An 18,914-nucleotide genomic window follows, 5' to 3' on the forward strand; every position below is an offset into this window, starting at 1 on the left:
ACCCTCGTCCTTCGAGGCTACAGCCTACGGCTTCCGCATCTCAGGATGAGGGTAGAGCAGGCTTCGTAATTGTTCCCAAGATCACTTGCAATTGCCGCAAGACCCAATCGATCAGCCCTCACCTGAGGTGGGAGCATAAGCGACCCTCGAAGGACGAGGGCGGGTTGGCATATTCCCAGGGCGCTAAGCGCTCACTCGCTCGCCCTCGCCGGCAAAATCCACTGCTGCAAATGCCGCTGCAATCACCTCCGCCCCCGCCCCCGGCTTGTTGGCGTCGGTGGAGAGAATCTGACGGTAGCGGCGGGAGCCCGGTAGGCCGGTGAAGAGGCCGACCATGTGGCGGGCGACATGCTGCAGGCGGCCGCCGTTGGCAATGTGGCGCTCCGTATAGGCCATCATCCGGTCGCGCAGGTCGTTCCAATCCGGCTCGACGGACGGTTCACCATAGAAGCGATGATCGACATCGGCGAGGATAGCAGCGTTCTGATAGGCGGCGCGGCCGAGCATGACGCCGTCAACATGGGCAAGATGCGCTTCGGCCTGATCCAGCGTCTGGATGCCGCCGTTGATGCCGATGAAGACGTCCGGCCAACGCTCTTTCATCCGGTAGACGATGTCGTAATCCAGCGGCGGGATCTCGCGGTTTTCCTTCGGCGACAGGCCCTTCAGCCAGGCCTTGCGGGCATGGATCCAGATCGCATCGGCGCCGGCCTCGAGCACGCGGGTGATCAGCTCCGGCAACGCCAGCTCCGGCTCCTGCTCATCGACACCGATCCGGCATTTCACCGTCACGGGCGCCTTGGAAACCCTCTTCATCGCCACAACGCATTCCGCCACCGTCTCCGGCGTCAGCATGAGGCAGGCCCCGAACGTACCGGACTGCACGCGATCCGAAGGACAGCCGACGTTCAGATTGATCTCGTCATAATCATAAGCCCCGGCAATCTGCACCGCTTCCGAAAGCTTGGCCGGATCGGAGCCGCCGACTTGCAGCGCCACGGGATGCTCGGAGGTATCATGTCCCAGCAGCCGGTCACGCGGCCCATGGATGATCGCATCCGCCACCACCATCTCGGTATAGAGCAGCGCATGCCGGCTGATCTGCCGATGCAGATACCGGCAATGCCGATCCGTCCAGTCGATCATCGGTGCGACGGCGAAAACGGGCTTGCGGCTATAAGGGATATCCGCCGGCACTCCGGGCTTTTCTGCCGATTTTGTCATGTCTTGTCTGCTCGCATAAACTTTGTTCTGGCCCGCTCCAATCGTCTATTGCCGCGTCTAAGCGACCTTAAGCGGCGCGCAGCAACAAAATGGGGCACGATGTCGAGAGGCGATATACAGCACAGATAGGAATAAAGCGAGACGGCGTCAAAGTTCAAACGCGGCAGCAAATCTTCGTCCCGCAATGTATCGCGCTGAGATGACCAGCAACGCCACTAGCGCATTAGGGCTTTGCCGCCGCGGTTTCGGTCTTCGGCTTCAGCAGGGTGACAAGCAGCAGGCCGACGACGATGATCGCAGCGCCTTCGAGGTGATAGGACTGCAACTGTTCGCCGAGAATCAGGTAGGCGAGTATGGCGGTGAAGATTGTCTGCAGGTAGAGCATCATGCCGGCCCGGGCCGCACCCAGCGCCTCGACGCTCCGATTGAAGAGGTAATAGGTCATGGCCCCGCCGGGGATCGCCACATAGGCGAGCGCGATCAGCCCGTTGCCGTTGAGCGTCGAGCGCTCGTCGGACGCAAGCTCCCAGAGATAGAACGGCAACGCCGTAAGCACCGCGGCGCCAAGAAGCAGCACCAAAAGCGGAAGGCGCTCTATATCGAATTTCGCGCGGCGGAGCAGGACGGTGTAGAGACTGAAGCAGAAAGAGCCGGCGACGATCCACAACTCCCCTGGATTGATATCGAGGCGCATCAATGCCGCCGGGCTGCCTTTGACGACGATGGTTACGATGCCGAGGAAAGCGATGATCGATCCCGTCACCTGCCAGGTTCCCATTGGCTCCCCCAAAATCAGGCGGGCAAGGATCATCGTGAGAATGGGGATCAGAGCCATGATGATGCCGGCCGTCGTGGCATCTGCATGTTCGAGGCCGATGAAAAGCAGCCCCTGACAGATCGCGAGCCCGGTGCCGCCAATACAAAGTAATTCCAGCGGACGAGCCCGCACAAGCGCAACCATGGCGCCAAAATGCCCGCGCACGATCGGCAGCAGGATGGCCCAGGCGATCAGCACGCGCCAAAAGCAGAGCGCCCAGGGCGGCATTTCATGAGAGACCCACTTCGCGGCAATATAGACGCCGGACGACAGCACCCAGCAGAAGACGGCCACAGAATAGGCGGCTGCAAGCGAATTGCCCGACGCCTGTTCCGTCCTGACCTGATCGGTGTGGACCCCCAAGACATTTATAGCCATGGCCTAGTTATGCCACAGTTCCCATCACCTGCACAGATGAGCGAATCTAAGGCTTACGGCGGATATCCGGGCATCGCTTTCGAGAGTGCCGGTGAATACGGAAAACGCCTCCGCCCACGCTTTACACCAAAACGTTTCCATTGGTCGGTTTTCCCCTCCGCTCCATTGATGCTAGGCTGACACTGGAGTCGGAAGACAGCGTTCTTCTGGCAGCAGACGAATTTTGCGAAGAGATTGTCATGACCGAACAATTTGCCACCGTCATTCCCCTGCCCGCACCCGTCCTATTGCCGATCGAAGGCGAAACCGCATTCTTCCCCGTGCGCCGCGTCTATTGCGTCGGCCGCAACTATGCCGACCATGCGATTGAGATGGGCCACGACCCCAGCCGCGAACCGCCCTTCTTCTTCCAGAAGAACCCGGACAATCTGTTACCATCAGGCGATTTCCCCTATCCGCCGCTGTCGTCGGATGTGCATCATGAGGTCGAGCTGGTGATCGCGCTGAAAAGCGGCGGCGCCGACATTCCGGCCGAGAGAGCGCTAGACTGCATCTACGGCTATGCCGTCGGCATCGATTTCACCCGCCGCGACCGGCAGGGCGAAGCCAAGAAGCTCGGCCGCCCTTGGGAAGTCGGCAAGGCCTTCGAACACTCCGCCCCCATTTCCCCTCTCGCCCCGGCAACTAAGGTTGGTCATCCCGACAAGGGTGGCATCTGGCTGATGCGCAACGGCGAGTCGGCGCAGAGGGGTGACCTCTCGCAGATGATCTGGAAGGTACCGGAAATCATCGCCGAGCTCTCGAAGCAGTTCACGCTGGCGCCTGGGGATGTCATCATGACCGGCACGCCGGCCGGCGTCGGACCGGTGGCGCGCGGCGACAGGATCACCTGCGCCGTCGATGGCGTCGCGACGCTGGTGCTGAACGTCATTTGATCGAGGAGAAGCGAGATGCCGCTCTATGCCCTTTCCGGCTTGGTGCCGAAGACGCCAGATCCCGGCCGCTATTGGATCGCGCCCGACGCAAGTGTGATCGGCAAGGTGGAGATCGGCGAGGATGTCGGTATCTGGTTTGGCGCGGTCCTGCGCGGCGACAATGAGCCAATTGTCGTCGGCAAAGGCACCAATATTCAGGAAGGGGCGATGGTGCATACCGATCCTGCCTTCCCGACCACGATCGGTGAAGGCTGCACGATCGGTCACCATGCCATCATCCACGGCTGCACCATCGGCGACAATTCGCTGATCGGCATGGGCGCGACCGTGTTGAACGGCGCAAAGATCGGCAAGAATTGTCTGGTCGGCGCCAACGCGCTGGTGACAGAGGGCAAGGAATTTCCCGACGGCTCTTTGATCGTCGGCGCTCCCGCAAAGGCAATCCGCACACTGGACGAGGCTGCCATCGAAGGCCTGCGCCGTTCGGCCCGCAACTATGTCGCCAATTGGCAGCGTTTTGCCCGCGACCTCAAGAGGCTGGATTAGGCGGCATTTTTCAAAAGTGCGCGCGGCTTTAGAATCGCGCCACGCCGACATTCAAGCGGCACAGCTCGCGCAATGACCGCGAATCTCGATGGTCGACTTCTCGGCCTTGAACTTCTGCGATTTCAGCCAGTCCATCAGCCGGTGATCCACTTCATGATCGTGGAATTCGATCACCTGGCCGCAGCTTTCGCAGATGGCAAAGGCGACGAGGCCGTGGCTATGGCAATTCTCATCCGGATGGGCACAGGCAACGAAGGAGTTAATGCTCTCGAGACGATGGACGACACCATATTCCAAGAGCTTGTCCAACGCCCGGTAGACCTGCAGCGGTGCGCGGAAACCATGGTCACGCAGCTTGTCGAGAATGGTATAGGCGCTGAGGGGCGCCTCCGCCTTGGTCAGGACATCGAAAACGAGCGACTGGTTCTTGGTCAGTATCGGAGTGGTCATGATCCCTGTCCTCCTTGTTGCGCCGCCGGCGCGCCGGCCCTACGGGCAAGGGGCAGCAGACTGATGATAAACAGAACGAGCGCCGCCACCACGATCGACGGGCCGGAGGGCGTATCGTAACGCAGCGAGCCGAACAATCCGCCGACGACGGCAACAGCCCCAATCAGCGATGCGAAAACCGCCATCATCTCCGGCGTCGCGGCAAAGCGGCGTGCCGTGGCGGCCGGGATGATCAGCAGCGCGGTGATCAGCAGGATGCCGACGATCTTCATGGCAATGGCGATAACGACGGCCATCAGCAGCATGAAAAACAGCTTCGCCCGCTCCGGCTGCAGTCCCTCCGCCTCGGCCAACTCCGGATTGACGGTGGAGGCGAGCAGCGGCCGCCAAAGCCAGGCAATGGCCGCCAGCACCAGAATGCCGCCGCCCCAGATCAGGGCAATATCCGAACGATTGACGGCAAGAATGTCGCCGAACAGGAAAGCAATGAGGTCGATTCTTACCCAGCTCATGAAAGCGACGATCACCAGGCCGATCGCCAGCGTTGCATGCGACAGAATGCCGAGCAAGGCGTCCGCCGACAGCGCCTGACGGCGCTGCAGGAACAGGAGCAGGATCGAAACGGCCGCAGCGACAGCGAAAACGGAGAGCGTCAGATTGAGCTGGAAGAGCAATGACAGCGCCACGCCGAGCAATGCCGAATGTGAGATCGTATCGCCGAAATAGGCCATGCGCCGCCAGATGATGAAGCAGCCGAGCGGCCCGGTGGTCAGCGCCAGCCCGACGCCCGCGATGACGGCGCGCAGGAAGAAATCGTCAAACATGGCGTTCTCCTGCGGCATTATGATCATGATCGTGGTGGGCATGATCATGGTCGTGATGATCGTGATGGCCATGGCCGTGATGACCGTCATCGGCACGGCAATCATCGGTGATCGAGCCGTCGGCATGCTGCACACGGCCATCAGGCAGATGCGTATGGTCGTGATGATGACTGTAGATCGCCAGCGATTGTGCTGCCCGCGTGCCGAACAGCCTGACATATTCCGGGCTCTGGGTCACCGCCTGCGGCGTACCGCGGCAGCAGACGTGGCCATTGAGGCAAACAACGGTGTCCGTCGCGGCCATGACGACGTGCAGATCATGTGAGATCAACAGAATGCCGCAACCTTCGGAATTGCGGATCGATTTGATGAGATCGTAAAGCGCGATCTCGCCACTGAAGTCGACGCCTTGTACCGGCTCGTCCAGCACCAGCAAGTCCGGCTTGCGGGCAATCGCACGCGCCAGCAAGGCCCGCTGGAATTCGCCGCCGGAGAGATGCTGCACCTCAGCCTTGGCGAGATGGGCGATGCCCACCGCCTCCAAAGCCGCCTTCAACTCCGCTTCCGGCAAGGGTCCGGTCAATGTCATCAAACGATGCACGCTCAGCGGAAGGGTCCAGTCGATGGCAAGTTTCTGCGGGACATAACCGACCTTGAGCCCGGCGATGCGATCGACGCTGCCCTCATCCGGCTTCAACACGCCGATGGCGGTCTTGGCACTGGTGGATTTGCCGGAACCGTTCGGGCCGATCAGGGTGACGATTTCGCCGCGGCTCACCGAAAAATCGACGCCGCGCACCAGCCAACGGCCACCACGGCGGACGCCGACATCATGGAGCGACACGAGGGGCCGGCTCTTATTGTCCACGGAAGAAAGCATGAAATTTCCATTTGCGCTGTTGCGTCCTGCTATCGCACACGTTATAGCATAACGCAATTGATGTAATAACATAACAGAACCCATTCAAGGGCAATATCGCATGATCCCGCCAAAGACCCTTCTCCCCCTCGCCGCTTCCTTATTGCTCTCCGGGCTTTTCGCCGCCCCGGCATTCGCGGGCGATCCGCCGGAAGTGGTGGTGTCGATCAAGCCGGTTCATTCCCTCGTCGCCGCAATCATGCAGGGCGTCGGCACGCCGGATTTGATCGTGGAAGGCGCGGCCTCGCCGCACACCTATGCGCTGAAGCCTTCGAATGCGCGGGCGCTGGAAGGCGCCAAAGTGGTCTTCTGGGTTGGTCCCGGCATGGAGGCTTTTCTGGAAAAACCCCTCTCGGCGCTCGGCTCGAACGCCCTCGTGGTCGAACTCGACAAGGCGCCTGGCATCACTAAACTGAAATTCCGCCAGGGCGGCGCTTTCGAAGCGGATGACGACGGCGACGAACCGGCTGCGGACGCAGGTGATACACACGATCACGGCGCGTTCGATACGCATCTCTGGCTCGATCCGCACAATGCCAAGGCAATGACGGCTGAGATCACCACCACATTGGTCGCGGCCGATCCCGCCAATGCGCTAACCTACGAGGCGAACCAGAAAGCGCTGGACGACAAGCTGGACGCGCTCGACTCGGAAATCGCCTCGACCGTCGCGCCGGTAAAGAACAAGCCCTTCATCGTCTTCCACGATGCCTATCAATATTTCGAGCGCCGCTACGGCGTGCATGTCGCGGGTTCGATCACGGTCAGCCCGGAAAGCATCCCCGGCGCGGAGCGGGTGGCGGAAATCCACGGCAAGGTCGCCGGTCTCGGCGCAACCTGCGTCTTCGCCGAGCCGCAATTCGAACCAAAGCTGGTCAATGTCGTCATCGAGGGCACATCCGCCAAATCGGGCGTGCTCGATCCGGAAGCGGCGACGCTGACGCAAGGACCGGATCTCTATTTCGACCTGATGCGCAGCATCGCCAATTCCCTGAAAACCTGCCTTTCCTGAAGCGGCAATAGATCGACGAAGAGAGCGAGCCATTTGCTCGCTGTCACGGCTTTCGACGATGGTAGGGAAAAGACAAACGAATTACGCCCGCACAATGCGGGCGTTATCGAAAGATTATCGTTTGGAACCAAAACGGCCGATCAGGCCACCAGCATGTTCGCCGGAACGACGCTGACTTCATGCACCACCACCAGCGCGCCGATTACTTCGCCTCTCGACTTGGTGGCGCGTAGCGGCGTCATTCGGCAATGCAAGGTCTTGTTGGCCTCCTTCGGACGATAGGCCGGATAGAGGCAATCGACTGTCTCGCCGGCAAAGCAGGCATCCAGCTTGGTCTTGAAGGTGCTTTCAAACAATTCGGAACCGGTGAATTCTGCAATATGCCGGCCGACCAGCTCGATCGGCTTAGACCCCAGAAATTCGGAATTGGCCGCGTTGCTATAGAGATAGCGATAGTCGCGCGTAATCACCGCGACACGATCCGGCAGGCTATCGAGGATAACGTCGTTCAGAACATTGTCCTCGTCGAACCCGGCGACCTCGGCTTCGTGCTGGTTCTTTCCTGTGGAAAATGCCATCAGCACCTCCGCCGCGGCCTCACTGGCGCCGCCGAAATAGCGATCGATCAGTGACGATAGCGACGCGGAATTGCGCATTACTCGTGAGCGGTCATCCGATTCCTCGCGGATGAGATTGCTCATAAATTGCAATTGCATATACATTTCGAGAAGGCTGGTGGCTTTATAAGCCAGGATCGCTGTAACGAGCGGCTCCAACTCGCGATCGAGCGAACCGACAAGTTCATCGTCACCCAGCTTGATTGCCCTTTGAATCTGGGTGCATTTCATGGAGAAGGCATGAAAGAGTGCCAGCAAATTGCCCTCCTGTCCTTGCCCATGGTTCAGCTTCGGGCCTCATTCCCGACGCTACCATAAACAAGGATATTCAGCCTGGCGCCCGCTATCTCACCAAGCTTTCTTGCAAATGCAATAACATGACTTACCCTCACATTCAATCCGGGTGAAATGAAGTTCTCGGTAAAGGCGAATTTTTCGAAAGGCAGGACTTACCGAAGGTCTAATTTTGAGCCTAAGAAGGCTTAAGATGGTTCATTCTGCTACGAATTGTTTTATTTAAGTAATTACTTAGAAAAGAGTCTTTTTGATATTCCAGCGGTCGTGATACCACAGCCATTGCTCGGGATATTCCCTCACCCAGCTCTCTACCTTGTCGTTCAGAAGCTGCGCCGTCGCAGGCAGATCCAGATTGCCGCGAGCATCGCGCGGCATCTCCAGTCTCGGTTCGATCTCCAGTCGATAGCGATTATCGGGCAGCCGGATGCAACGAGCCGGATAAACTTCGCAATTAAACTGACGAACCAGCTTCGGCAGCAGCGGATTGGTTTTGACGTCGCGACCGAAGAACAGCGTCTTCAGTCCCTTTCGGAACTTCTGATCGACCAGAACGCCAACCCCGCCGCCGGCTTCCAATTGCCTGGCCAAGGTGAAAGACGATCCCGCATGCGAGGGTACGAGATTGCCCATGCGCTTGGCGCGAAAATCGAAAACCTTCTCTGCCACATAGGGATTGTTCGGCGGACGGAAGAGCACGGTGACCTTCAGCCCGAAGGCAGCGCCTGCAACCGGCAGCAATTCGAAATTTGCCGTATGTCCTGTAAAGACGATGAACGGCCGCGGATTGTCCCTGAGGTCGAGGAAGATCGGAATGCCGGATACCTCGACGCGGCCCGGCTTCTCGCTAAACGGATCGAAATCAAACAGCCGATCGAGGAAGACATACTCCGCCGCCAGCCGCCCCATATTGCCCCAGCTCGCCAAGGCAATCTCCGCGATCTCCGCCTCGCTCTTCTCAGGAAAAGCGTTGCGCAGATTGGTCAGCATCAGCTTGTGGCGGCTCGTATGCGGCCCGATTTTCCGGGTCAGCCAGTCGGCGAAGTTGATGCCGCCATCGGCGGGGAACAGCTTCAGGAAATTTAGGAAGCCGAAGATGATCTGCGCAATCAGCCATTGGCGGAAATGCCTGACGGCAAGCACGATCCGGGTGAGGACGAGCTTCACGCCGCTCAATCCATCTTGAGGATGATCTTGCCGAAGATCTGGCGCGATTCCATCCGCTCCAGCGCCCGGTCGATATCGCCAAAGCTCACTTCAGTGTCGATGACCGGATATACCAGCCCACGCGCCATCTTCTGCATGGCGTTCGCCATGTTCTCCATCCGGCAGCCGAAGGAGCCGAGCAGCTTTAGCTGCTGCTGGAACAGCATCATCAGGTTCATGTCGGTGGAGACGCCCGAGGTCGAGCCGCAGGTGACGAGACGCCCGCCACGCTTCATACACAGCATCGAGCCGGCCCAGGTATCTTTGCCGACATGTTCGAAGACGACGTCGACGCCCTTCTTCTTCGTCAGCTTGCGCACCACGCCTTCAAAACGGTCGGTGCGATAGTTGATGACGTGATCGGCGCCGAGCGCCTTGGCCTTCTCGATCTTGTCGTCGGAACCGACGGTGGTGATGACAGTGCAGCCGATCTTCTTGGCAAGCTGGATTGCCGCCGTGCCGATGCCGGAGCCGCCGGCGTGGACAAGGATCGTCTCGCCGGGCTCCAGCTTGGCATTGTCGAACAGCATATGCTCGACCGTGCCGAAGGTAACGGGTGCTAAAGCAGCGCCAATCGCATCGACACCGGGAGGCGCCGGAACCAGCAGGCGCGCCGGCAGGTTGACCTTCTCCTGCGCGAAGCCATCGAGATGGAAGCCATGCACGCCGCCGACATGTTCGCAGAGATTGTCGCGGCCTTCGCGGCAGTGGCGGCAGAGACCGCAGGTGCGGGCACCGTAGATCGATACGAGCTGGCCGGGCAGTACGTTGGCAACACCCGGTCCGATCGCCTCGACGACACCGGCCGCTTCCGCGCCGATCACCAGCGGCATCTTGCGCTTGGCAAACGCCATCCCACGCCAGCCCCATACGTCGATATGGTTGAGGGCGACTGCCTTCACGCGCAGGGTAACCTCACCCGCGCCCGGAGCTTCAGGCTCCGGTAGATCGGTGATCTCAAGTTTGCGGTCGTCGATCAATTGCAAAGCGCGCATGGCAAAATCCCCCGCCTCTCGGGCGCAGTAACGTCTTTTTGTTCAAAGGTCCGATTAAGCCGGTTCAAGCGCCATGACAAGGCTGGCGTTCTGTCCGCCGAACCCGAAGGAGTTCGAAAGAATGGCGCCCACCTGCTTTTCGCGCTTCTTGTTCGGCACGACGTCGAGAATGATCGACGGATCGGGATTGTTGTAATTGATGGTCGGCGGCAGCGTGCCGGTCAGCATGGTCTGCAGCGAGAACACCGCTTCGACCGCGCCGGCGGCCGTCAACGTATGGCCGATCATCGACTTGTTCGACGAGACCGGAATGGACGGAAGCCGCTCGCCGAAGACGGCGGACATGGATCCGTACTCCATCTTGTCGTTTTCCGGCGTCGACGTGCCGTGCGCGTTGATATAGCCGATATCGGTTTCAGCCATTCCCGCATCGGCAAGAGCAGCGCGGATCGTCGCGATCGCCGGGCCGCCGTCCGGCGACGAGCGGGTGCGATGGAAGGAATCCGCCTTGTCGCCGGCGCCCTTCATGATGCCAAGGATCTTTGCGCCGCGGGCAATAGCAGATTCCAGCGATTCCAACACAAGCGTTGCGGCACCTTCCGCGATAACGAAGCCGTCGCGGTCCTTGCTGAACGGCTTGGATGCCTTGGTCGGCGGGTCATTCTGCGTCGACAATGCCGAAAGCAGCGAAAAGCGGATCAGCGCTTCGGCACTGAGCGAACCATCCGTCGCGACTGTCAGCGCCCGCGTGGTGCGACCCTGGCGGATTGCCTCGATGCCGAGCTGGATCGCGGTAACGCCCGATGCACAGGCCGTCGACAGCGTCACCGGCAGGCCGCGTGTACCGAAACGGTCGGCAAGACGCTCTGAAATGGCGCCGAACAGGGCTGCCTCGTGGAAAGCCGGATCGGGACGCTCACGCATTGCCGCGAGGAAGCGCTCATAGGCATCGGCCGGATGATCGGCCGGCGGCGAGCGGTCGGCCAGCTCGAAGCGTGCGCTCCATTCCGGCTCGATCGGCGGTGCGGCGAGGAAAAGCGGCGCGTTGAAATCACCCGAAATGCCTGCCTGGGCGAGCGCCTCGATCGTGGTCTCGCGAGCAAAGGCATAGGAGCGCTCGACCGCGTTCGGTACCGGAATATCGATGAAATCCACGGTGCCGGCAATGCGCGTCGAAAGGCCGTCGGTCGGGAAGCGGGTGATCCCGTGGATGCCGGACGTGCCCGAGGAAAGCGCGTTCCAATTGTCCTGCAGCCCCTGGCCGAGTGACGTGATGATGCCCATGCCGGTAACGGCGACGATCGGGCGGCCGAGATGATCCTTGTAGGCGGATGCGGTCATGATCCTAACTCCTCACGCTTCGGCGGAAAGTACGGCGACGCCTTCACCGCGCACATGCCCAACGGTCGTGACGACCGCTTTCTGCGCGCCGGCAGTCATCGGCTTTTCATGCGTGGCATCGAAAGGCGGTACTTTGGCCTTGTTGGCGACCGCCAGAGCGGCAAAGGCGAGCCCAAGCGGAAACTGGCTTTCAAGGCCGTGGCCGGAAACGCCGGCATAGCCCCGAATGGCCGATCCGGGCAACTGCGCTTCCAGAACGGCCTTCTCGCGCGTCGCGAGATCTGGGATCGCAGTCGTGCCGCAGAAGACGACCGTGCTGTCGCCTTGCGCGTCCTTGGCGGGCGCGAGCAAGTGCTCCAACCGGGCCTCGAACTTGCCGCTATCGCGGCTGCCGCGATCGCCTTCGATGGCGTCGATGGTTGCGTAGATGCGCGCGCCACGGCCTTCGGCATGGGCGCGCGATTCGAGCACGAGGAAAGCGCTGAGCGAACCCATGATCATACCGCCGCCATCTTCAGGCTTGCGGGACCAAAGCGGATGCCAGTCGCCGATCGCATGCGCGTTCACTGATTCGATCAGCAGTATCATGTCCTGACGCTCGGCCGAAAACGCACCGCCGACCAATGCATGGCTCGATTCGCCCGACCTGATGCGATGGAAAGCAGTTTCGATGGCCGAGATGCCGGAAGCTTCCTCGCCCATGAAGGTACGCGACGAACCCGTGACCTTGTGGACGATGGAGATATTGCCAGCGAGCAGATTGGAAAGCTGGGCGAGGAACAGCGTCGGACGCAGCTCGGTCGTCAGCTTCTCGTTCAGAAGCAATTCGCGGTCGTTGCGCTTCAGACCTTCGTTGACGATCAATGTATCGACATTGATGTCGCGCTCGCCGCCGCCGGCCGCAACGATCATGTCCATGCTGCCGCAAGCGTCCAGATCGTCCTTGAAGCCGGCATCATCCAGCGCCAGGCCGGCAGTGAAGACGCCGATGCGCTGCCAGTTTTCCATCTGGCGCTGATCACCACGCTTTGGGATCTGTTGCGACCAGTCGATCTCCGGCAGCGGATGCACGGGATAGGGTTTGAATTTCTCGGTCTCGACGATGGTCGGCGGCACCTTGTCCGATGTCAGCAGGGCGACATGCGCATCCTTGCCGACACCCTGACAGGTGACGATGCCGATACCCGTGATCACCACATCATTCTGAGCCTTGCTCATTCATCAATCCTCTTAGAATGCGGCGCCATGCAAGCCGGAAACGTCAGCCATTAGCGGCGATAGCGTCGAGAAGCCCGACCTCGCCTGCCCGCTTGCGCACGATATCGGCGAGCGGCACCTCATTAAACGGCATGGTGCGCAGCTTCAACTGCGCATCGCAGATCTTCTTGCCGGCAATCGTGATCCGCGCCTTTGTCACCGCAAAGCCCGAGCCGTCATGCTCCAGTTCCGCCTCGATGTCGAGCTTTGCTTCTGGCTCGACGAAGGTACGCATCTTGGCGCCGTCGACCGACATCAGGAACGGCATATAGGCGAATTTCGTTGCCGCGAGCACCAGCATGCCCGACGCCTGCGCCATGGTCTCGATCAGAAGGACGCCGGGAACGAGCGGCATGCCCGGAAAGTGACCTTCGAAAACGGGGCTCTTGGCCGGAACGACCGAATGCGCCTTCAAAAGGCCCTTGGTGAGATCGACCGACTCGACCCGGTCAATCATCTGGAAATATTCCAGCAGCATTAACGCCTCCGATCCGACCCGGTGACGCGGTTTGGCCCGGGCAGGATACGATAGTTAAGAATGAAACCGCCCGGCCGCCATATTTCAAGGGCGGCTGGGCGTCAAAAAAAGCAAGGACGTTGCTCAGCCCTTGGCGGCGCGCAATTCGTCGATCTTGGCACAGAGGTTCTTGAGGACGAAATATTCCTCGGTCGAAACCTTGCCCTCGTTGACTTCCTGCGTCCACTGTTCCAGCGGAATCTTGATGCCGAATTCCTTGTCGATGGCGAAGACGATGTCCAGGAAGTCGAGGCTGTCGATGCCGAGGTCGTCGATCGTGTGGCTCTCTGGCGTGATCGTTTCACGGTCGATTTCGCTTGTCTCAGCGATGATGTCGGCAACTTTGTCGAATGTAGCAGTCACGCCCATACCTCTTGAAATGATAATTCAACCCTCCTCATAGGGAAATCCATTCCAAAAGCCAATGGTTTCCACCCGAGACCCCGGTAATTTGGCGAAGCACTGTTGCCTAAACAGCAAAGATACTTCCGGTGCGCAATTGCCGGAACAGCGGCCGGCATGCGAGCAAGATACGGCAGCATTGCGGCTTAGTGGCAAAGCCAAGCAAATTAGTTGCAATCCCAGCCAGATCGCTGGTGCAATGAGCAAACCGTGGTCACTGGTTGATGATAATGCGCGTGTTGCTCAGCCCCACCTGCGATGCCATCGAGAAGAAGGTCGCGGCGTTTCGCGGTTCCAGACGAACGCAGCCATGCGATGCCGGCCGGCCGAGATGCTTCAGCTCATAGGTGCCGTGCACCGCGTAGCCGCCGTTGAAGAAGACCGCATAGGGCATCGGCGCATTGTCGTATTTCTTCGAGCGATGATCGCGCGACAACCACTTCGCAGTATAGGAGCCGGTAGGGGTTACATAACCTCTGCGGGCCGTTGATACTTTCCAGCGATACTTGAAAACGCCGTCTTCGGAAACGGTCATCGTCTGCGACCGAAGATCAACACTGGCGAGAACAGTTCCAGCCTGCGCTGTTGTAACATGAAACTGCATGCATAGACATGCGGCAGCGGCCGCCGTTATTCGCTTCATTTCGCCCCTCCACCGTTTGCTTCTTTTCGAAACAATTCCGATGGAGGGAATAACTACCAGCTCTCTGATTATACTAAATTAATACAGATAGTGACCAATTCGTTAACGCAAGCGTGGCCAATCACAACAACAACAGGAATGCCGCGAAGGCGATAAGCGTCAGCATCGTGCATGCCGAATAGAAGATCGAGATGCCGCTGTCGACATCGCTGACGGTGGCGATATCGCGGCCGGAACCGTTGATCATCGGCTCGCGAACGACCTCGCCGCCGTAGACGCGCGGCCCGGCAAGCTGGATATCCAAGGCGCCGGCCATCGCCGCCTCCGGCCGGCCGGAATTCGGCGAGCGGTGCAGCCCGCCATCGCGAACCGCCACGCGGATCGTATTGCCGAGTGCCGAAATCCCCTTCTTGGCGAGCGCGCCGGCGGCAATGAACAGGATCGACAGCCGCGCGGCCGGCCAGTTGGCGATGTCGTCCAGCCGGGCCGCAGCCCAGCCGAAATCGATATAGGTCTCGGATTTATGGCCGATCATCGAATCGGCCGTATTCAGCATCTTGTAGAGAAACAGGCCCGGCAGGCCGAACACGGCATACCAGAGCGCCGGCGCCACCACGCCGTCGGAAAAATTCTCGGCAAGGCTCTCGATCGCGGCGCGGCAAACGCCGGGTTCGTCCAGCGTTTCGGGATCACGACCGACAATGCGCGATACGGCGCGGCGTCCACCGTCGAGCCCCTCGCTGCGCAACGCCTTCGATACCTCGCCGACATGATCGGCCAGGCTCTTCTGTGCCAGGAAGATCGCCACCAGACCCGCTTCAGCCAGGATGCCGAGCCAGCCGAAGAAGGCGAGCAGCCCGTGCACGGCGAGGCCGGCTATGACCGCGCCGAAAAGCAGCGCGACAATCGACATCACGCCATTGCGGCGTCGCACCAGACCAGGCAGGCCCTTGATGTTGAAATGACCGTCGAAAAAGGAAATCGCCTTGCCGAACAGCGCGACGGGATGCGGCATGCGCTGCCATAGCCAGTCCGGATCGCCGATGAGGCGGTCCAACAGCAATGCCAGAACGAGGATGAGCAGATGTTCGTCGATCGTCATATCGAATAAGCCTCGAGCGCCCCGGCAAGCCTGCGATCGGTCACCTCGCCTGGGGCAAGACCAAAGCGCAGCCAATTCGGCGCATAGTCGAACTTGCGGACAAGAATATGATGGCGGCAGAGATGCGTATATATGTCGCTTGCGCGATCATCGGCAACCAGCGCGAACAGCCCCGTGCCGCCGGCGACCTGAAGCCTGGCTTGGCGAAGGACCGCATCCAGCGCCGATCTGCGATCGAGAATGCGGTTGCGGATGGAGGTTGTGTCACCGGTCATCAACGAGGCGGCCAATGAAAGCGCCGGTCCGGAAACGGCCCACGGGCCGAGCCAATCCTCGAAACGCTCCAGGATCGAGGATTGCGCGATAACGAAACCGAGGCGCAGACCAGCCAACCCGAAGAATTTGCCGAAGGAACGGAAAATGATGAGATTCGGCATGGAGGAAGCATAAGGCGCCAGGCTGCTTTCCGGCTCCATGTCCCCAAATGCTTCGTCGACCACCAGCATGCCGCCGCGCGGCTGCAGCCGGTCGTGCAATTCCCGTAGCCGGTCGACGGACAGAGTTCGGCCATCCGGATTGTTGGGATTGACGACGATGACCAGCTTCTGTTCGGGAGTGAGATCATCGATCCCCGTAATCTTGCAGACGGGCAGACCCGCCAGCGCAAAGGCGCGGGCATATTCCCCATAAGTTGGCGACAGGATGGCCACACCGCTTGCCGATGCAAGTCGCGGCAGTAGCTGAATCACCGACTGCGTACCTGGGACAGGCAACGGCAGGATATCCCCGCTGCGATAATAGACTCTCGCCGCCGCCCTCGCCTGTTCCACCAGATGCTGATCCGGCAGCCGATGCCAGGCCGAAACGGAAATTTCCGGCAAGGCAACAGGATTGGGGTTGATGCCGGTCGATAGGTCGAGCCAGTCCTCCGGTTGCCCGCCGTAAAGACGAGCCGCCGCAGTGATGCCGCCGCCGTGTACGATCCTGTTCGTCATGCGGCGTCACCGGCAAGATCGATCAGGTGCATATAGGAACCGGCGACATTGCCGCGCTGCAGCCCGGCCGTACCAAGATCGTCCCCCAACGCGTCTTTGACAGCGAACAGCCGATCCGCCGTACCTTCCGAGACAATGGTCGAATAATGGAATTCATGCGCCGTCATCGGTCGGTCGAAGAAAGAACCGTCAAGCGGCACCACGCGCCGGTAGCCGAGATGCCGCTGGCGCTTTTGATAGCTGGTGACGACGGGCAACAGCCCGAGCATTTCATGACGCATGCCGGTAGCATCCACCAATCCTTCGCCAAGCACCATGTAGCCACCGCATTCGCCATAGATTCGCGCACCCCGCGCTGCGGCTGCCTTCATTGCCCCTTGAAAGCGGGATGCGGTCGCGAGCCTGCCCGCATGCAATTCCGGATAGCCGCCGGGCAAATAGATGGCGTCGGCATCATCAGCCGGCGCTTCATCGGCAAGCGGCGAGAAAAACGAAATCTCCGCCCCGCGCCGGCGCCAGCCGAGCAGCATATGCTCGTAGCAGAAGGCAAAAGCGATATCGCGCGCCACGGCGATGCGCTGCCCAAACGGCATCAGCCGGGCAATGTTGGCGGCCGATGGCCGAACGAGATTCTGGTGTGCGGCGCGCAGCAGCAGCCCGAAATCGCATGCCTTGGAGACCGTATCCGCCGCGTGCTCGATGAACGCCTCCAGGCCTGCATGTTCTCCCGCCTGCACCAGCCCGAGATGCCGCTCCGGCAACGTCAGTCCCTTGTCGCCGCGAATGACGGCGGCTACGGGAATGCGCACGGCTTCCAAGGCGCGGCGCAGCATCGCTTCATGCCGGTCGCTGCCGACGCGGTTAAGGACGACACCGGCGATACGGACATCGGCGCGAAAATTGGCAAAGCCGCTGACAAGCGCTGCAATCGACTGCGACATCCGTGAGGCGTCGACCACAAACACGACGGAGAGTCCAAGGAAAGCGGCGAGATCGGCCGGTGTGCCCGAACCATCCGCCGCCCCGTCGAACAACCCCATCATCGCTTCGATGACCAGCATCCGCCCTCCGCCACGATGAAGCGCCGAATTGGCCGAAATCAATTCGCGGCGCATGGCCCAGGGATCGAAATTGAGGCAGGGCGAACCGCTAGCAGCGGCGAGGAAGGCAGGGTCGATATAGTCGGGACCGGCTTTGCCTGGGGCCACCGCAATCCCCCTTTTCCGCAGCGCTCGCAGGAGGCCGAGCGTGACCGTGGTCTTGCCCGAGCCCGAAGCCGGCGCGGCGATCAGCAAGCCGCTCATGCTGGCACCTTATGACCGGTTCCCGCCCGCACCTCCGTCTCCGGCAGGAGCTTGCGGCCGGATAGAGCGCCCAGCCAGTCGAGGGAAGGCCGCAGCTTGACCACATTGCCAACCACGACGATTGCCGGCGGCTCCAGGCCGGAAGCGGCGACATCGGCGTCGGCTTGCCCGAGCGTCGTCTCCAACACCTGCTGCGCCGGCGTCGCGGCATTGCAAACGAAGGCGACCGGCTCGTCGGCCGAACGGCCAGCGGCAATGAGATTGGCGCTGATCTGCGCAATATGCTTCATCGCCATGTACATGACGATAACGGGCGAGCCCTTGCCGATAGCTTCCCAATTGATCCCGTCCGGGACGACGCCGGAGGAATCGTGGCCAGTCAGGAAGGTGACGGCATGATTGACGTCGCGGTGGGTTACGGGAATGCCAGCATAGGCGAGACCGCCGATGCCGGCGGTAATACCCGGCACGATGCGAAACGGGATCCCGTGTTCGACCAGCATCAGCGCTTCTTCGCCACCGCGCCCGAATACAAAGGGATCGCCGCCCTTCAGCCGCAACACGCGCTTGCCCGCACGGGCCAGCTCGACAAGACGCAGGGAAATGTCCCGCTGCTTGGCAGACGGCTTGCCTCCGCGCTTGCCCGCATATTCCAGTATCGCACCGGGATGGGCGAGTTTCAGGCAGTCCTCGTTGACGAGCGCGTCGTGGACGATGATGTCGGCCTCCGCCAGTCCCTTGGCCGCCAGCAAGGTCAAAAGCCCGGGATCACCCGGCCCCGCGCCAACAAGCCAGACGGAGCCCGGCTCCAGCGCCGGCAGATTGGAAAATGCGGTATCGTTCATCCCACCTGTCCTATGCCCGGATGGGCAAAATTGCAATCTTGGGAATGGGATAAGGCCGCTCCGGCTCGACTCTCATTTCCCTCGTAGAATGATAGGATAAATCGGATCTCAGCAGCGGCGATGCTGCGCTATTCGCTTTTCCCAAGACGACGAAGACACCGGAAAGAAGCCGATGTATCGCTTGAAATCTCCGACTCGAACTGTCAGGGCGTCGGCACAACGATCTGATAATATTATAAAATAAAAAACCTTGCGAATAAGACGCTTTCGGAGAGGGCCGCACAGCCTCCC

General features: G+C 60.4%; 20 protein-coding genes. 3 read left to right on the forward strand and 17 right to left on the reverse strand.

Translation table 11 applies throughout. The features are described from left to right. Positions 1-183: 183 nt before the first annotated feature. Together dusA and NXC24_RS11250 are read right to left on the reverse strand one after the other, a co-directional pair. On the reverse strand, positions 184-1,224 hold the full coding sequence (gene dusA, locus NXC24_RS11245; protein WP_104823356.1) for a tRNA dihydrouridine(20/20a) synthase DusA: 1,041 nt from the start codon (positions 1,222-1,224) through the stop codon (positions 184-186). Positions 1,225-1,447: 223 nt separating this feature from the next. Beyond that, positions 1,448-2,419: a DMT family transporter gene (locus NXC24_RS11250; protein WP_104823357.1), complete on the reverse strand. Its 972-nt coding sequence runs from the start codon at positions 2,417-2,419 to the stop codon at positions 1,448-1,450. A gap of 239 nt (positions 2,420-2,658) precedes the next feature. On the opposite strand from NXC24_RS11250, the gene NXC24_RS11255 reads away from it, so the two are divergent. Continuing rightward, a complete protein-coding gene (locus NXC24_RS11255) occupies positions 2,659-3,354 on the forward strand; it encodes a fumarylacetoacetate hydrolase family protein (protein WP_104825120.1) in 696 nt (231 codons plus the stop codon). Between the two features lie 15 nt (positions 3,355-3,369). Then, positions 3,370-3,900, forward strand: coding sequence for a gamma carbonic anhydrase family protein (locus NXC24_RS11260; protein WP_104823358.1), 531 nt, complete (start codon positions 3,370-3,372; stop codon positions 3,898-3,900). Between the two features lie 51 nt (positions 3,901-3,951). Here NXC24_RS11260 and NXC24_RS11265 read toward each other — a convergent pair whose 3' ends face one another. Genes NXC24_RS11265 through NXC24_RS11275 form a run of 3 tightly spaced genes read right to left on the reverse strand, consistent with a single transcriptional unit; the run spans position 3,952 to position 6,054 of the window. Then, positions 3,952-4,350 (reverse strand): Fur family transcriptional regulator, encoded by a 399-nt coding sequence (locus NXC24_RS11265; RefSeq protein WP_104823359.1) that lies wholly within the window; start codon positions 4,348-4,350, stop codon positions 3,952-3,954. Beyond that, positions 4,347-5,174: a zinc ABC transporter permease subunit ZnuB gene (gene znuB / locus NXC24_RS11270; RefSeq protein ID WP_104823360.1), complete on the reverse strand. Its 828-nt coding sequence runs from the start codon at positions 5,172-5,174 to the stop codon at positions 4,347-4,349. The genes NXC24_RS11265 and znuB overlap by 4 nt, the downstream gene beginning before the upstream one ends. Beyond that, positions 5,167-6,054, reverse strand: coding sequence for a metal ABC transporter ATP-binding protein (locus NXC24_RS11275; protein ID WP_199773474.1), 888 nt, complete (start codon positions 6,052-6,054; stop codon positions 5,167-5,169). The genes znuB and NXC24_RS11275 overlap by 8 nt, the downstream gene beginning before the upstream one ends. Before the next feature lie 100 nt (positions 6,055-6,154). On the opposite strand from NXC24_RS11275, the gene NXC24_RS11280 reads away from it, so the two are divergent. Further along, positions 6,155-7,105, forward strand: coding sequence for a zinc ABC transporter substrate-binding protein (locus NXC24_RS11280; protein WP_104823362.1), 951 nt, complete (start codon positions 6,155-6,157; stop codon positions 7,103-7,105). 140 nt (positions 7,106-7,245) lie between these two features. Here the strand turns inward: NXC24_RS11280 and NXC24_RS11285 are convergent, their stop codons facing one another. The 12 genes from NXC24_RS11285 to cobA all read right to left on the reverse strand — a co-directional run bounded on the left by NXC24_RS11285 (position 7,246) and on the right by cobA (position 18,623). After that, positions 7,246-7,980, reverse strand: a complete 735-nt coding sequence (locus NXC24_RS11285) for a PAS domain-containing protein (protein ID WP_104823363.1) — start codon at positions 7,978-7,980, stop codon at positions 7,246-7,248. Between the two features lie 270 nt (positions 7,981-8,250). Continuing rightward, positions 8,251-9,183: a lipid A biosynthesis lauroyl acyltransferase gene (locus NXC24_RS11290; RefSeq protein ID WP_104825121.1), complete on the reverse strand. Its 933-nt coding sequence runs from the start codon at positions 9,181-9,183 to the stop codon at positions 8,251-8,253. Positions 9,184-9,188: 5 nt separating this feature from the next. Further along, complete coding sequence (locus NXC24_RS11295; protein WP_104823364.1) at positions 9,189-10,217, reverse strand: zinc-binding dehydrogenase; 1,029 nt, start codon at positions 10,215-10,217, stop codon at positions 9,189-9,191. A gap of 54 nt (positions 10,218-10,271) precedes the next feature. Next, entirely contained in the window at positions 10,272-11,558 is a 1,287-nt protein-coding gene (locus tag NXC24_RS11300; RefSeq protein ID WP_104823365.1) for a beta-ketoacyl-ACP synthase, read from the reverse strand. A gap of 12 nt (positions 11,559-11,570) precedes the next feature. Beyond that, positions 11,571-12,776, reverse strand: a complete 1,206-nt coding sequence (locus NXC24_RS11305) for a beta-ketoacyl-ACP synthase (protein WP_104823366.1) — start codon at positions 12,774-12,776, stop codon at positions 11,571-11,573. 43 nt (positions 12,777-12,819) lie between these two features. Beyond that, positions 12,820-13,293, reverse strand: a complete 474-nt coding sequence (locus NXC24_RS11310) for a 3-hydroxyacyl-ACP dehydratase FabZ family protein (protein WP_104823367.1) — start codon at positions 13,291-13,293, stop codon at positions 12,820-12,822. Between the two features lie 123 nt (positions 13,294-13,416). Continuing rightward, positions 13,417-13,701 carry an acyl carrier protein gene (locus NXC24_RS11315; RefSeq protein ID WP_003495848.1) on the reverse strand — a complete coding sequence of 95 codons (285 nt, stop codon included), beginning with the start codon at positions 13,699-13,701 and terminating at the stop codon, positions 13,417-13,419. A gap of 247 nt (positions 13,702-13,948) precedes the next feature. Then, complete coding sequence (locus tag NXC24_RS11320) at positions 13,949-14,377, reverse strand: L,D-transpeptidase (protein ID WP_104823368.1); 429 nt, start codon at positions 14,375-14,377, stop codon at positions 13,949-13,951. A 121-nt stretch (positions 14,378-14,498) separates the two neighbouring features. After that, on the reverse strand, positions 14,499-15,479 hold the full coding sequence (gene cbiB / locus NXC24_RS11325) for an adenosylcobinamide-phosphate synthase CbiB (RefSeq protein ID WP_104823369.1): 981 nt from the start codon (positions 15,477-15,479) through the stop codon (positions 14,499-14,501). Beyond that, entirely contained in the window at positions 15,476-16,474 is a 999-nt protein-coding gene (cobD, locus tag NXC24_RS11330; RefSeq protein WP_104823370.1) for a threonine-phosphate decarboxylase CobD, read from the reverse strand. The genes cbiB and cobD overlap by 4 nt, the downstream gene beginning before the upstream one ends. Next, entirely contained in the window at positions 16,471-17,778 is a 1,308-nt protein-coding gene (locus NXC24_RS11335; protein ID WP_104823371.1) for a cobyrinate a,c-diamide synthase, read from the reverse strand. Before NXC24_RS11335 ends, cobD begins: the two co-directional genes overlap by 4 nt. Continuing rightward, complete coding sequence (gene cobA / locus NXC24_RS11340) at positions 17,775-18,623, reverse strand: uroporphyrinogen-III C-methyltransferase (RefSeq protein ID WP_104823372.1); 849 nt, start codon at positions 18,621-18,623, stop codon at positions 17,775-17,777. The genes NXC24_RS11335 and cobA overlap by 4 nt, the downstream gene beginning before the upstream one ends. Positions 18,624-18,914 lie beyond the last annotated feature (291 nt).

It is taken from the genome of Rhizobium sp. NXC24 (assembly GCF_002944315.1).
Taxonomy (GTDB): Bacteria; Pseudomonadota; Alphaproteobacteria; order Rhizobiales; family Rhizobiaceae; genus Rhizobium.